Origin of the sequence: Streptomyces sp. NPDC005576 (genome assembly GCF_042871745.1) — a bacterium.
In the GTDB taxonomy this organism is placed as follows: Bacteria; Actinomycetota; Actinomycetes; order Streptomycetales; family Streptomycetaceae; genus Streptomyces.
On record NZ_JBIAJC010000001.1, the window covers coordinates 220,868 to 234,562 of the forward strand.

The 13,695-nt window shown below is 68.0% G+C and carries 11 protein-coding genes; 6 read left to right on the top strand and 5 right to left on the bottom strand.

Annotated features, from left to right (window positions below):
• Window positions 1–53: 53 nt before the first annotated feature.
• The gene (gene glnA, locus ACFYPN_RS01025; protein WP_266703648.1) at window positions 54–1,415 is read left to right on the top strand and encodes a type I glutamate--ammonia ligase; all 1,362 of its coding nucleotides are present in this window, start codon (window positions 54–56) and stop codon (window positions 1,413–1,415) included.
• Window positions 1,416–1,793: 378 nt separating this feature from the next.
• Here glnA and ACFYPN_RS01030 read toward each other — a convergent pair whose 3' ends face one another.
• Together ACFYPN_RS01030 and ACFYPN_RS01035 are read right to left on the bottom strand one after the other, a co-directional pair.
• Complete coding sequence (locus ACFYPN_RS01030; protein WP_358757907.1) at window positions 1,794–2,105, bottom strand: XRE family transcriptional regulator; 312 nt, start codon at window positions 2,103–2,105, stop codon at window positions 1,794–1,796.
• Window positions 2,106–2,139: 34 nt separating this feature from the next.
• Window positions 2,140–2,499, bottom strand: a complete 360-nt coding sequence (locus tag ACFYPN_RS01035; RefSeq protein ID WP_358757909.1) for a type II toxin-antitoxin system RelE/ParE family toxin — start codon at window positions 2,497–2,499, stop codon at window positions 2,140–2,142.
• An 82-nt stretch (window positions 2,500–2,581) separates the two neighbouring features.
• Between ACFYPN_RS01035 and ACFYPN_RS01040 the strand changes: the two genes are divergently transcribed.
• Window positions 2,582–3,799 carry an AAA family ATPase gene (locus ACFYPN_RS01040; RefSeq protein WP_389296365.1) on the top strand — a complete coding sequence of 406 codons (1,218 nt, stop codon included), beginning with the start codon at window positions 2,582–2,584 and terminating at the stop codon, window positions 3,797–3,799.
• A 278-nt stretch (window positions 3,800–4,077) separates the two neighbouring features.
• A complete protein-coding gene (locus ACFYPN_RS01045; protein ID WP_358757915.1) occupies window positions 4,078–4,452 on the top strand; it encodes a YrdB family protein in 375 nt (124 codons plus the stop codon).
• A gap of 53 nt (window positions 4,453–4,505) precedes the next feature.
• On the opposite strand, the gene ACFYPN_RS01050 is transcribed toward ACFYPN_RS01045, so the two are convergent.
• Window positions 4,506–5,096 (bottom strand): TetR family transcriptional regulator, encoded by a 591-nt coding sequence (locus tag ACFYPN_RS01050; protein WP_389296366.1) that lies wholly within the window; start codon window positions 5,094–5,096, stop codon window positions 4,506–4,508.
• A 369-nt stretch (window positions 5,097–5,465) separates the two neighbouring features.
• On the opposite strand from ACFYPN_RS01050, the gene ACFYPN_RS01055 reads away from it, so the two are divergent.
• The 3 genes from ACFYPN_RS01055 (at window position 5,466) to ACFYPN_RS01065 (ending at window position 11,168) form a co-directional block, all read left to right on the top strand.
• A complete protein-coding gene (locus ACFYPN_RS01055; RefSeq protein WP_389296574.1) occupies window positions 5,466–6,965 on the top strand; it encodes an MDR family MFS transporter in 1,500 nt (499 codons plus the stop codon).
• A gap of 264 nt (window positions 6,966–7,229) precedes the next feature.
• On the top strand, window positions 7,230–8,063 hold the full coding sequence (locus tag ACFYPN_RS01060; RefSeq protein WP_389296367.1) for a putative protein N(5)-glutamine methyltransferase: 834 nt from the start codon (window positions 7,230–7,232) through the stop codon (window positions 8,061–8,063).
• Between the two features lie 102 nt (window positions 8,064–8,165).
• On the top strand, window positions 8,166–11,168 hold the full coding sequence (locus tag ACFYPN_RS01065; protein WP_358757921.1) for a bifunctional [glutamine synthetase] adenylyltransferase/[glutamine synthetase]-adenylyl-L-tyrosine phosphorylase: 3,003 nt from the start codon (window positions 8,166–8,168) through the stop codon (window positions 11,166–11,168).
• A 47-nt stretch (window positions 11,169–11,215) separates the two neighbouring features.
• Here the strand turns inward: ACFYPN_RS01065 and ACFYPN_RS01070 are convergent, their stop codons facing one another.
• Together ACFYPN_RS01070 and ACFYPN_RS01075 are read right to left on the bottom strand one after the other, a co-directional pair.
• A complete protein-coding gene (locus tag ACFYPN_RS01070) occupies window positions 11,216–12,223 on the bottom strand; it encodes a phosphatase PAP2 family protein (RefSeq protein ID WP_358757923.1) in 1,008 nt (335 codons plus the stop codon).
• A 120-nt stretch (window positions 12,224–12,343) separates the two neighbouring features.
• Window positions 12,344–13,375 carry a LacI family DNA-binding transcriptional regulator gene (locus tag ACFYPN_RS01075; RefSeq protein ID WP_358757925.1) on the bottom strand — a complete coding sequence of 344 codons (1,032 nt, stop codon included), beginning with the start codon at window positions 13,373–13,375 and terminating at the stop codon, window positions 12,344–12,346.
• Between the last annotated feature and the right edge of the window lie 320 nt (window positions 13,376–13,695).

A 13,695-nucleotide genomic window follows, 5' to 3' on the forward strand; every position in this document is an offset into this window, starting at 1 on the left:
CCCCCTACCCCGGGCGGTGGTGCGCGGACCGTCTGAACTGCAAGGATGTGGCTATGGACAAGCAGCAGGAATTCGTCCTCAGGACTCTTGAGGAACGCGACATCCGGTTCGTACGACTGTGGTTCACCGATGTCCTCGGGTTCCTCAAGTCCGTGGCCGTAGCTCCCGCCGAGCTGGAACAGGCCTTCGACGAGGGCATCGGCTTCGACGGTTCGGCGATCGAGGGCTTCGCCCGTGTATACGAATCGGACATGATCGCCAAGCCGGACCCGGGTACCTTCCAGATCCTGCCCTGGCGCGCGGAGGCCCCCGGCACCGCCCGCATGTTCTGCGACATCCTGATGCCGGACGGATCGCCCTCCTTCGCGGACCCCCGCTTCGTCCTCAAGCGCATCCTCGCCAAGACGTCCGACCTCGGCTTCACCTTCTACACCCACCCCGAGATCGAGTTCTTCCTGCTGAAGGACAAGCCGGTCGACGGCACCCGGCCCACCCCGGCCGACAGCTCCGGCTACTTCGACCACACCCCGCAGAACGTCGGCATGGACTTCCGCCGCCAGGCGATCACCATGCTCGAATCGATGGGCATCTCCGTCGAGTTCAGCCACCACGAGGGCGCCCCCGGCCAGCAGGAGATCGACCTCCGGTACGCGGACGCGCTCTCCACGGCCGACAACATCATGACGTTCCGCCTCGTCATGAAGCAGGTCGCGCTGGAGCAGGGCGTACAGGCCACCTTCATGCCGAAGCCGTTCTCGGAGTACCCGGGCTCGGGCATGCACACCCACCTCTCCCTCTTCGAGGGCGACCGCAACGCCTTCTACGAGTCCGGCGCCGAGTACCAGCTCTCCAAGGTCGGCCGCTCCTTCATCGCCGGTCTCCTCCGCCACGCCGCCGAGATCTCCGCCGTCACCAACCAGTGGGTCAACTCCTACAAGCGCATCTGGGGCGGCTCCGCCCGCAGCGCCGGTGCCGGTGGCGAAGCCCCCTCGTACATCTGCTGGGGCCACAACAACCGCTCCGCGCTCATCCGGGTCCCGATGTACAAGCCCGGCAAGAACGGCTCCGCGCGCGTCGAGGTCCGCTCCATCGACTCCGGCGCCAACCCGTACCTCACCTACGCGGTGCTGCTCGCGGCGGGCCTCAAGGGCATCGAAGAGGGATACGAACTTCCGGCCGGCGCCGACGACGACGTCTGGGCCCTCTCCGACTCCGAGCGCCGCGCAATGGGCATCGAGCCCCTCCCGCAGAACCTCGGCGAGGCCATCTCCCTGATGGAGAAGAGCGAACTCGTCGCGGAGACCCTCGGCGAGCACGTCTTCGACTTCTTCCTCCGCAACAAGAAGCGCGAGTGGGAGGAGTACCGCAGCGAGGTCACCGCCTTCGAGCGGAAGGCGCTGCTGCCGGTGCTGTAATCTCAAGAAAGCCGTCTGATGGTTCTATTAAATCCGGGCCGGAGGCACTAGCCTCCGGCCCGGAGTCAGCTCTCCCCGGTCTGCTGACGGAGACGGGGCCGATGTCACCAGTATCTTGGCAGTGGAAATTTAGCCTTGGTAACGGGCGGATCGCATCCGTCGCTGTCTTTCCTGCGTATGCAGCTGTTACGTGAGGAAAGCCCATCCTTCCGATTGGAGATCGGAGAGAATGGGCTGAAGGTCGAAGGCAGATTGTTCCGCCAGTTCCTGGCAGGTGGGCGGTGTCGCCTCCGACACTTCGCCGCGTCGTCGGAGCGGTCCGCATACAAGCAGTATGCGAACCGCTCCTACACCTTGCCCATGTATTGCGGGCCGGCCTTAGCCGAGGATGATTCTTTCGTCACCGAAATCTGCTACAATTTCCAGCCTTCCACCCAGCGCTGCCACGTAAGACTCCAGAGTACTTAGCTCGGAGCGGCTGAGCGCACCCCGCTCGATAGCACTGACACGTGACTGGGTGATCCCCATGGCGCTCGCCATGGATTGCTGAGTCATTTGCCGACGCTTGCGCGCATCTGCCAGACGATGCGCTCGTACTTCGGCGAGCATGCGACCGCGATGAGTGTCAATGGCATCCTCATCCTCCGGGTCGATCAACTCGGTCCTGAGATCCTGCCAGTTGGTGCTCATCGTGTCTCCCTCGCGCCCCCAGCGCCCCAAAATTTCATTTCTGCCCCTCGACGTGAGCACGGAAACGCTCCTCGGCAACCGGAATTGCCTCGTCGTACCAACCTTGCCAGTTGCCTGCCTTGTCGCCGCCAACCAGCAGAACTGCCTGCCGGATAGGGTCGAAGGCGAACAGAATCCGGACCTCGGAGTTCCCTGATGAGCCGGGGCGCAGCTCTTTCAAGTTTTTGATCTCCGACCGAGTGATGCTGTCCACAAGTGGCCGGCCCAGTGTGGGGCCTTGTGATGCCAGAATGTCGATAGCTGCTGAGATCAATCGCAGAGTCTCGCGATCTTCCCCTCGGAGCTCATGCAGCCAGTCCCTTAGTTCATCGACGACAATGACGTTCCAGCTCACATGTACCCACTCAACCAGGAACTATAACGTTTGCAGTGTAGTACGCTTGCATACTTTCTGTCAACGGGGCAAGCTGTGCCCCGTGAACTCCCTAGATGAAACCCTGACCCGCCGGTCTCTGGTCATGCGATCGTTCAGTCCGTCCGCGCCCATCGCGGATAAGACCCTCTTCGCGGGGCGAATAGAGCAGATGAGTACTCTTATTTCTATCGCATTCCAGCGTGGGCAGCATGCGGTAATTTATGGAGAACGAGGCGTCGGTAAGACCTCGCTTGCGCGTGTAATGAAATCCATGTTCGGTGAGACTGCATGGACTAGTTATTACACCTGTTCTAGTGGTGATTCGTTTGGCTCAATTTGGCGAAGCGTTCTTGCGGATTTTCCGATAACGGATACCCGTCCGCGGGCGGGATTTTCTAACGACTCGGTCGTGGCGGCTAGTACGACGCTGGCGGACATGTTGGGAGATGAGGATCCTACGCCAAATAAAATCCGCAAAATACTAGATTTGCTGGGCGAGGCCGATGGAAATGCGGTAATTTTTATCGACGAGTTTGACCGCCCCGACGACCCTGTCGCACGCTCGCTTTTTGCAGATACGATAAAAATCCTTTCCGATCAAGCCATTCCGGTCACGCTCGTGCTCGTGGGTGTGGCGGATAATATCGATGAACTGATTGCCGGGCATGCGTCGGTCCAGCGAGCCCTGGTTCAGATTCAGATGCCACGAATGACATCCGAGGAGCTGATGGAGATCGTTAGGCAAGGAATGAGATCGGCCAACCTCGGGGTGGATGATCTGTTCGCCAAACAGGTAGTGAAGATCTCTCAAGGTCTTCCTCATTACACGCATCTTCTCTGTCAAAATGCGGGTGTATATGTGGTTGAGCAGGGGCGTGAAAATGTGCGTGCAGCCGATTTCGATTTCGCCATTACAAGGGCGCTTAATAATGTCTCTCAGACCGTTCGTGAAAAATATCACAGAGCTACATTTAGTAATCGTGAAACGCTTTACAGGCAAGTTCTTCTGGCTTGTACGATGGCCGAGAAAGATGAGCTTGGAACATTTAGTGCCCCCGATGTGAGGGATAAGCTTTGTGAAGTCACTGGTCGGCGATATGAGATACCCGCATTTGCGAATCACCTGACGGATTTCTCGTCGATGGATGGCGCTCGCGGTGGAATCCTTGTAAAACGTGGAGTTCTTCGCCGATTTAGATATCGATTCATCGATCCCCTGCTTCCGCCGTACATCTTGATGAAGGGGCGCACCGAAGGGCTTACTCAGGAACTGTCGTGATGAGGAGCGGCCCTGATCTTCGGTCTCATTCGTCAGACTGCCCGACGGTGAGCGGTTCCCCTCAGAGGTGGCGGCTTTCAGCAGTGCGTATCGCCTGAGCCCACCGCTGTCCCGGTGGTGCAGTAGGTCCAGGTCTCAGCACCGTGATGACAGCGGTGGCGGTGCCGGCGGGACGCTTCATCGCACTGACCCTGCCTGCCGTCGGCGCATGGTCCGAGACGTGTCCGCAGAGACTCTCCGTACCGTCGGCAAAACTATCCTCAGAAAGGACTCCCCGCATGAGACTCCCCGCCCCCCTGCGCACGGCCAACGAGGTACTGGCGTTCCTGGTCGAGATCGTGGCCATCGTCGCCTTCGCCCGCTGGGGGTGGCACAGCGTGGAGCCGACCGTGCTGCGGGTGCTCCTCGCGGTGGCGCTTCCGGGGATCGCGGCGACCGTGTGGGGGATGTACGCCTCGCCCAAGGCGCGGTACGCGCTGCCGGTCGCGGGGGTGGTGGGGGTGAAGGTGCTGATCTTCGTGTGCGCGGTGGCCGCGCTGTACGACCTCGACGGGACCGTGTCGGCCCTGTCGTACACCGTCGTGGTGGCGGCCAACACCGCGCTGCTGACCGCGGACCGGCGCGCCCGCGCCCGCGACGAGCAGGGAGCCTGAACCGGGCGGCCCGCCGCCCCGCCCCCTGCCCCGCCCTCCTGCGCCGCACGCCCTTACCCGAAGCTCTGCCCCATCTCGTCCATGACCTCCGTGATCAGCTCGGCCGGCTCGCGGTCCGGGGCCTCCTCGATCCAGGTGCGCATGGCGATGCGCAGGGAGGCGAGGAAGCCCGCCGCGAGGACCAGGGGACGGACCGGCCGGGCGGTGGGGCCGGGGCGGTCGGCGACGGCGTCGGCCAGGTCCCGTTCCATCGCCGCGTGATTGGCCAACTGGCGTGCGAGCAGCGAGGGATGGCGCAGCGCGAGGCGGGTGCGAACGGCCCACTCCCGTTCCGGGGGCGGGACGTGTGACATGAACTCCGTCATCGCCCCGCGCAGCGCGGTCCAGGCGGGTTCGTCGGCGGGGCGGTCGCGCACCAGCCGGACGAGTGAACCGATCTGCCGTTCCTCCCCGTAGAGGAGGGCGTCCTCCTTGTTGGTGAAGTAGTTGGAGAAGGTTCTGCGTGAGATGCCGGCCGCGTCCGCGACCGCTTCCACCGTGACGTGGTCGAAGCCGTGCTCGACGGTCAGCCGCAGCGTGGCCTCGTGCACCGCCTGCCGGGTGGCTTCCTTCTTGCGCTCCCGCAATCCCACAAAGTTCTCCATCCGGCCATTCTCCCTTGGCCGTTGATCGTTGCGCACACGGCAAGATTTTCCGTGATGGATGTATGGTGAAGTGTCCCTGTCATCTTCGGCCGGGCCGTGCTCGCGCGCGCGTGCGTAGGCGCGTCCCAGCGCCCGCCGACTGGGTTCGCCCCGACGGATATTTCACCCCGTGCGCCGCCGACTCCGCTGGCGCACAACGGCGTTACATGCTGCATGGCTGCATGGCTGCATGGCTGCATGGCTGCATGGCTGCATGGCTGCATGGCTGCGTGGCGCCGGAAGCGGCACCGTCGGACCCGTCGTGCCCCTACGAAACTCCGGAGGTTGCGCGTGAGCGCAGAAACGGCCACGCCGACCGAAGCCGTACCGATGACGCACCGCGAGATACTGCGGGCGCTGAGCGGTCTGCTTCTCGTACTGTTCGTCGCCCTGACCAGCAGCACGGTCGTCTCGGTGGCGCTCCCGCAGATCATCGGAGCACTCAACGGCACACAGTCCCAGTACACCTGGGTGGTCACCGCCACCCTGCTGGCCTCCACGGCGTCCACCCCGATCTGGGGCAAGCTGGCCGACCTCTTCAGCAAGAAACTGCTGCTGCAGACCGCCATCTGTCTCTTCGTCATTTCCTCGGTAGCCTGTGGATTCGCTCAGTCCACCGGTCAGTTGATCGCCTTCCGGGTCATCCAGGGTCTGGGCATGGGTGCGGTGCAGGTACTCGTCCAAGTGATCATCGGCGCGATGATCAGCCCCAAGGAGCGCGGCCGGTACAACGGTTACCTCGGTGGGGTCATGGCCGTCGCCACCGTGGGCGGCCCGCTGCTCGGCGGATTCATCACCGACACCTCGTGGCTCGGCTGGCGCTGGTGTTTCTTCATCACGGTGCCCTTCACGCTCGTCGCCTTCGTGATGCTCGCCCGCACCCTGCACCTGGTGGAGCACCGCCGTCCCGACGCCAAGGTCGACTACCTCGGGGCCTCCCTGATAGCCGCCGGCGTCAGCCTCCTGCTGCTCTGGGTCACCTTCGTCGGGGACGACTTCGACTGGATCTCCTGGCAGTCCGGCGCCATGGTCGCCGCAAGCCTGCTGATCCTGGGTGCGGCCGTCCTCGTGGAGGCGCGGGTCAAGGAGCCCGTCGTACCGCTCCACGTCGTCCGCCGCCGGGACCCCGCGCTCGCCATCGTCGCGAGCCTTTCGGTCGGCATGGCCATGTTCGGCGGGGCCGTCTTCCTCGGCCAGTACTTCCAGATCGGCCGCGGCTACTCGCCGATCCAGTCCGGACTGCTGACCATCCCGCTGATGTTCGGCGTGCTGGTCTCCTCCACCGTCGCGGGCCGGCTGGTCTCGCGCACCGGCAAAGTCAAGCCGTTCATCCTCACCGGCGTCGTCGTGCTCACCCTCGGCTTCCTCGGGCTGTCGACCATCGACCACAGGACGAACCTGGTCGTCGTCGGGGTGGGCATGTTCGCGGTCGGCGCCGGTGTCGGCATGTCGATGCAGAACCTCGTGCTGGTCCTCCAGAACACGGTTCCGCTCAGGGAACTCGGCGCGGCCAGCGGTGCCATCACCTTCTTCCGCTCGCTCGGCGGCACCATGGGCGTCTCGGTGCTCGGCGCGGTGCTCGCCAGCCAGGTCACCACGAAGATCACCGAGGGGCTGAAGAAGCTCGGTATCGATCCGGCCGCCTCGTCCTCCGGCGGATCCACGCTCAACCTCAAGGCCATGCCGCCGCAGATCCAGGAGGTGGTCCGCGCCGCGTACGGCGACGCGACCGGCCACATCTTCCTCATCGCCGCGTGCATCGCCGTCGTCGGCGTCGTCGCGGCATCCTTCCTGACCCCGACGAAGCTCCGTGACAGCGTGGACCTCTGACGGCCCGACGAGCCCTCCACGTAGGGATGAGTGCCACCCGTGCCCGCGCCGCGACCGAGCGCCGGCACGGGCGTGTCCAGGCCGCCGGGCCTGTTGTAGTGTGACCGCACCCCCACAGAGGGGGCTGTCCCCGAACGGGGACCCGGACCGAGGAGGTGAGCCCCATTACCGCTGCGTCAGGCTGGGTGCTCACCCCGTACGGTCGCGACGTCCACCGGACGTGAGCGAACGCGGAGCGCCCATCGGCTCCCGAAAGGCTCCGTCATGTCGGTTCTTCCTCCCTCGCTCTCCCGCTCCACGATCGTCACCGCGCTCCGTACCGCCGGCTGTGTCTTCGCCGAGGACGAAGCGGAACTGATCCTCTCCACCGCCGCCTCCCCGGCCGAGGCCACCGCCATGGTCCGGCGCCGCGCCGAGGGACAGCCCCTCGAACACGTCCTGGGCTGGGCCGGTTTCCACGGTCTGCGGGTCGCCGTCGACCCAGGGGTCTTCGTGCCCCGCCGCCGCAGCGAGTTCCTCGTCGACCAGGCCGCCGCCACCGTCGCCCAAGCCGCCACCGTCACCCACGCCGCCACCGGCGGCGACACCGCGGGCGTGCCCGTCGTCGTCGACCTCTGCTGCGGCTCCGGCGCCCTCGGTGCCGCGCTCGCCCGGGTCCTCGGGCGGGTGGAGCTGCACGCCTGCGACGTCGAACCGGCGGCCGTACGGTGCGCCCGGCGCAACCTCGACGGCGTGGGCCAAGTCCACCCGGGCGACCTCTTCGCCGCGTTGCCGACCGGCCTGCGCGGCCGGATCGACGTACTCCTCGCCAACGTGCCGTACGTACCGACCGGCGACGTGGCCCTGCTGCCGGCCGAGGCCCGCGACCACGAACCGCGCGTCGCCCTCGACGGAGGCGACGACGGACTGGACGTCATGCGCCGGGTGGTCGCCGCCGCCCCCGGGTGGCTCGCGCCCGGCGGCAGCCTCCTCATGGAGACCAGCGAACGCCAGGCCGACCGCGCGCTCGCCACCGTCCGCGACAGCGGTCTCGACGCCCGGACGGCGACCTCCGACGAACTCTGGGCCACCGTCGTCATCGGCACCAGACCCCGGTGAAGGGACCGGGCACCGGCCCGGGCCCCTGGGACGAACCCCCCGGCACGGGGCTACGCTCGAACTTCCACCACACGCGGGGTACACGGGGCAGGAGAGCACGGTATGACGACAGTGCCGGTACCGGGTCCGGGACGCAGGAGCAGCACGTTCAGCAGGCTGCTGCGCCACGGCTTCACGGACCCCTCGGGCGCGGAGCGGCTGCTGCAGCTGCCCGCGCTCTCGGCCGTGCGGTCGGACCCGGTCCTCGGGGAGGCGCTCGGCGCCTCCGCCGACCCGGACCTGGCGCTGCGGGGCCTCGTACGGATCGTGGAGGCGCAGACGCCGGACGAGCAACGGCTGCTGCTCGACACCCTGGTGACCGCGAAACCGCTCCGGGACCGGCTGCTGGGCGTCCTCGGCGCCTCCGAGGCCCTCGGCGACCACCTCGCCCGGCACCCGTACGACTGGAAGGAGCTGGTCACGTACGAGGCGGCCGACCTGCACCCCGGGGTTCCGGAGTTCGAACGCCACCTCGCCGGGGCCACCGACCCCGACTCGCTGCGCGTCGGTTACCGCCGGTGCCTGCTGGCCATAGCGGCCAGGGACGTCTGCGGCACCACCGACCTCGCCCAGACCGCCGCCGAGCTGGCCGACCTCGCGACGGCCACCCTGCGGGCCGCGCTCGCCATCGCGCGTACCGCCGCCCCCGAGGACGCGGCGCTCTGCCGGCTCGCCGTCATCGCGATGGGCAAGTGCGGCGGCCACGAGCTGAACTACGTCTCCGACGTGGACGTCATCTTCGTCGGTGAACCCCTGAACGCCGAGAACGAGAACGCGGCCATGCGCGCGGCCGGCCGACTGGCCTCCCACATGATGCGGATCTGCTCCGACACCACCGTCGAGGGCACCATCTGGCCGGTCGACGCCAACCTCCGCCCCGAGGGCCGCAACGGCCCGCTGGTGCGCACTCTCTCCTCCCACCTCGCGTACTACCAGCGCTGGGCCAAGACCTGGGAGTTCCAGGCGCTGCTCAAGGCCCGCCCGGTGGCCGGCGACCCGGAGCTGGGTGCCGCGTACGTGGAGGCCGTCGCCCCGCTGGTGTGGCACGCCGCCGACCGGGAGAACTTCGTCCCGGACGTGCAGAAGATGCGCCGCAGGGTCGTCGACAACATCCCCGCCGACCGGGTCGACCGTGAGCTGAAGCTCGGCCCCGGCGGACTGCGCGACGTCGAGTTCGCCGTCCAGCTGCTCCAGCTGGTGCACGGCCGCAGCGACGCCTCCCTGCACAGTGGCACCACCCTGGAGGCTCTGCAGGCGCTCGCCGAGGGCGGTTACGTGGGCCGCGCGGACGCCGCCCAGCTCGACGAGGCGTACCGCTTCCTGCGCCTCATGGAGCACCGCATCCAGCTCTACCGGCTGCGCCGCACCCACCTCGTCCCCGAGGCCGAGGCCGATCTGCGGCGGCTCGGCCGCTCGCTCGGGCTGCGCACCGACCCGGTGACCGAGCTGAACCGGGCGTGGAAACGGCACGCCTCGGTCGTCCGCAGGCTGCACGAGAAGCTCTTCTACCGGCCGCTGCTGGACGCCGTCGCCCAGCTCGCGCCCGGTGAGAGCAGGCTCTCCACCAAAGCGGCGGGCATCCGGCTCGAAGCCCTCGGATACGCCGACCCGGCCGCCGCGCTCCGGCACCTGGAGGCCCTGTCGTCGGGGGTCTCCCGCAAGGCGGCGATCCAGCGGACGCTGCTGCCGGTGCTGCTCGGCTGGTTCGCCGACTCCGCCGACCCGGACGCCGGGCTCCTCGGCTTCCGCCAGGTCTCCGACGCGCTCGGCCGCACCCCGTGGTACCTGCGGCTGCTGCGCGACGAGGGCGCGGCGGCCGAGAACCTCGCCCGGGTGCTGTCCGCCGGGCGGCTCGCCCCTGACCTGCTGATGCGGGCGCCGGAGGCGGTCGCCATCCTCGGCGACCCGGGAGGTCTCGCGCCGCGCAGCCGGGAGCACCTGGACCAGGAGGTGCTGGCCGCCGTGGGCCGGGCGCCCGACGCGGAGTCCGCGGTGGCCGTCGTACGCGGCGTACGCCGGCGCGAGCTCTTCCGCACGACGGCGGCGGACCTCATCGGCTCCTACGGCACCGAGGAGAGGCCCGCCGAGCCCGACCACGGCGCCCTCGTCGACCGGATCGGTTCGGCCGTCACCGACCTCAACGCCGCCACCCTGGGCGGCGCCCTGCGCGCCGCCGTCCGCGCCCGGTGGGGCGACACCCTGCCGACCCGGTTCGCCGTCATCGGCATGGGCCGCTTCGGCGGGCACGAACTCGGTTACGGCTCCGATGCCGACGTGCTCTTCGTGCACGCCCCGCGCGAGGGGGTGAGCGACGAGGAGGCCGCCCGCGCCGCCAACACGGTGATCGCCGAGATGCGCAGGCTCCTCCAGCTGCCCACCGCCGACCCGCCGCTGCTGATCGACGCGGACCTGCGGCCCGAGGGCAAGAGCGGCCCGATGGTCCGCTCCCTCAAGTCGTACGAGGCGTACTACCGGCGCTGGTCGCTCGTCTGGGAGAGCCAGGCCCTGCTGCGCGCCGAACCGGTGGCGGGCGACGAGGACCTCGGTCGCGCCTTCATCGAGATGATCGACCCGTTCCGCTACCCGGCGGAAGGGCTCGGTGACGACGCGGTGCGCGAGATCCGCCGCCTCAAGGCCCGGATGGAGTCGGAACGCCTGCCGCGCGGCGCCGACCCCACCCTCCACACCAAGCTCGGCCGGGGCGGCCTCAGCGACGTCGAGTGGACGGTGCAGCTGATGCAGATGCAACACGGCTCGGCCGAGCCCGGCCTGCGTACGACCCGGACCCGCCAGGCCCTGGCAGCGGCCTGCGAGGCAGGCCTCATCCCGGCCGATGACGCGAGCGTGCTGGACGAGGCGTGGGTCCTGGCCACCCGGGTGCGCAACGCCGTGATGCTGGTCCGCGGGCGCCCGGGGGACACCTTCCCGGCCAGCCCCCGCGAGCTCGCGGCGGTCGGCCGCTACCTCGGCTACGAACCGGGCCACGCGGGGACCATGCTCGACGACTACCGGCGCATCACGCGCCGGGCGCGCGCGATCGTGGACGAGCGGTTCTACGGGGCGTGAGGACGGGGCGCGAGAGCGGGGCGTGAGCCGGGGTGGGGCGCGGCCCGTCAGCGCCCTCCCGGCGCTCCCTGTGCCTCCGCCGCCGCCGTGCCGGTCGCGGAGACTGCGGGCTCCGCCGCGGGCGCGACCGGTGCGGGCTCCGCCGCGACCCTGCCCCGGGCCGTGCCGAGCCCGACGAGCCGGGCCCGCAAGGGCGCGCGCGGTGGCTCGACCCGCCGGGGCAGGCGGTAGGGGAGCGTACGGTACACGGCGTACGCGACGGCGAAGCCGAAGCTCAGGCAGACCACACCGCCCACCGCGTCCAGCCAGAAGTGGTTCGCCGTCGCCACGATCACCACGAGGGTGGCGAGCGGGTAGAGCAGCCCCAGCACACGGACCCATGGCACCGAGGCGAGCGCGAAGATCGTCAGCCCGCACCAGAGGGACCAGCCGATGTGCATCGACGGCATCGCCGCGTACTGGTTCGACATGTTCTTGAGGTTGCCCGAGGCCATCGAGCCCCAGGTGTGGTGCACCAGCACGGTGTCGGTGAAGTGGCCGCCGTTCATGAGCCGGGGTGGCGCCAGCGGTACCAGGTAGTAGCCGAGCAGGGCGACACCCGTGGTCGCGAAGAGGACCAGTCTGGTCGCCGCGTAGCGGCCCGGGTGGCTGCGGAACAGCCACACCAGCACGCCGATGGTGACGATGAAGTGCAGTGTCGCGTAGTAGTAGTTCATCGACACGATGAGCCATGTCACCGAGTTCACCGCGTGGTTGACGCTGTGTTCGAAGCCCATACCGAGAGTGTTCTCGAAGGACCACACCCGGTCGGCGTTCCGCAGTGCGGCCGTCCGCTGTTCCGGGACGGCGTTGCGCACCAGCGAGTAGAGCCAGTAACTGACCCCGATCAGAAGGACTTCGAACCACAGGCGTGGCCGGCGCGGTGACCGCGCCCCGCGCAGCCGCGCCGTCAGACCTTTTCTGCCGTGATCGCCCGTGCTGTCCGTCTTGTCCTTGGTGGGTGACGGACAGGCCACCGACGGGCCTTCCTGTGTACTCACCTGAGAATCACCCATGGGCACAGAGTCTGCCAGATACGTCCCCCACCGCCCGATCATCCTCCGGTCGGGTTCTGGTCGCACGTCCTGCATCTCAGGGAGGAGGGTGGGACCATCGGGGGACCGGTCCAGGTGCACCTAGGAGGGGCCGGAGGGGCCGGGCCCCGCCGCGGTCGAACCGCGGACGACGAGTTCGGGCATGAAGACGAACTCGCTGTGCGGGGCGGGCGTACCGCCGATCTCCTCCAGCAACGTCCGCACGGCGGCCTGGCCCATGGCGGTCACCGGCTGCCGGATGGTGGTCAGCGGCGGGTCCGTGAACGCTATGAGCGGTGAATCGTCGTAACCGACCACCGAGAGATCGCGCGGCACCTGCCGCGAGAGGCGGCGGGCCGCCCGGATCGCGCCCAGCGCCATCATGTCGCTCGCGCAGACCACCGCGGTGCACCCGCGCTCCATCAGCGCCGTGGCCGCCGCCTGGCCGCCCTCCAGGGTGTACAGGGAGTGCTGGATCAGCTCCTCCACCTGCTCCTCGCCCAGACCGAGCTGCTCGCCCATCGCCGCGTGGAAGCCCTCGATCTTGCGGAGCACCGGGACGAAGCGCTTGGGGCCGACCGCGAGACCGATCCTGGTGTGGCCGAGCGATACCAGGTGCGTCACCGCCAGCCGCATCGCCGCCCGGTCGTCCGGCGAGATGAACGGCGCCTGGACCTTGGCGGAGAAGCCGTTGACGAGGACGTACGGAACGCCCTGGGCCCGTAGCTGCTCGTACCGCCCCATGTCCGCCGAGGTGTCGGCGTGCAGCCCGGAGACGAAGATGATGCCGGAGACGCCCCGGTCGACCAGCATCTCGGTCAGCTCGTCCTCGGTGGAGCCGCCGGGGGTCTGGGTCGCCAGCACGGGGGTGTACCCCTGGCGGGTCAGCGCCTGGCCGATGACCTGGGCCAGCGCGGGGAAGATCGGGTTCTCCAGTTCGGGCGTGATCAGGCCGACCAGTCCGGCGCTGCGCCGGCGCAGCCGGACGGGCCGCTCGTACCCGAGGACGTCGAGTGCCGCGAGGACGGATTCGCGGGTGGCCGCCGCTACACCGGGTTTGCCGTTCAGGACCCGGCTGACCGTCGCTTCGCTGACCCCCGCCTGAGTTGCGATATCGGCAAGCCGTGCGGTCATGACAGGGGACTGTACCGGGCGCCCCCCGGATTTCCCACAGGGCCCGGGTTCCAGCCGTTCACTCCCCTTCCGTCACCGGCCCCGGGGTCGCGTCGGGGTGGTCGCGGCAACTTCTTGCAAGACCTTGCGGCCCCTTCCGGGGCCCTTGCGGTCGGATGGTCACATCAACCGGAACCCGTGTGTGACCTGCTACAGCAGGGGTATGCACTCCGCGTCAAGCATCACGACGGCAACCTTGAGGACACGCACATGTAACGATCGACGAGTCTTGCAGAAAAGTTCCGCAAGGTCTTTCGGACTTCTTTCATCCTTGTTACGTT

Bases quoted from the DNA above. Each gene is read 5' to 3' on its own strand.
- glnA (WP_266703648.1), top strand. From the start codon at position 54: ATGGACAAGCAGCAGGAATTCGTCCTCAGGACTCTTGAGGAACGCGAC.
- ACFYPN_RS01030 (WP_358757907.1), bottom strand. From the start codon at position 2,105: ATGAGCACCAACTGGCAGGATCTCAGGACCGAGTTGATCGACCCGGAG.
- ACFYPN_RS01045 (WP_358757915.1), top strand. From the start codon at position 4,078: ATGAGACTCCCCGCCCCCCTGCGCACGGCCAACGAGGTACTGGCGTTC.
- ACFYPN_RS01050 (WP_389296366.1), bottom strand. From the start codon at position 5,096: ATGGAGAACTTTGTGGGATTGCGGGAGCGCAAGAAGGAAGCCACCCGG.
- ACFYPN_RS01055 (WP_389296574.1), top strand. From the start codon at position 5,466: ATGACGCACCGCGAGATACTGCGGGCGCTGAGCGGTCTGCTTCTCGTA.
- ACFYPN_RS01060 (WP_389296367.1), top strand. From the start codon at position 7,230: ATGTCGGTTCTTCCTCCCTCGCTCTCCCGCTCCACGATCGTCACCGCG.
- ACFYPN_RS01065 (WP_358757921.1), top strand. From the start codon at position 8,166: ATGACGACAGTGCCGGTACCGGGTCCGGGACGCAGGAGCAGCACGTTC.
- ACFYPN_RS01070 (WP_358757923.1), bottom strand. From the start codon at position 12,223: ATGGGTGATTCTCAGGTGAGTACACAGGAAGGCCCGTCGGTGGCCTGT.
- ACFYPN_RS01075 (WP_358757925.1), bottom strand. From the start codon at position 13,375: ATGACCGCACGGCTTGCCGATATCGCAACTCAGGCGGGGGTCAGCGAA.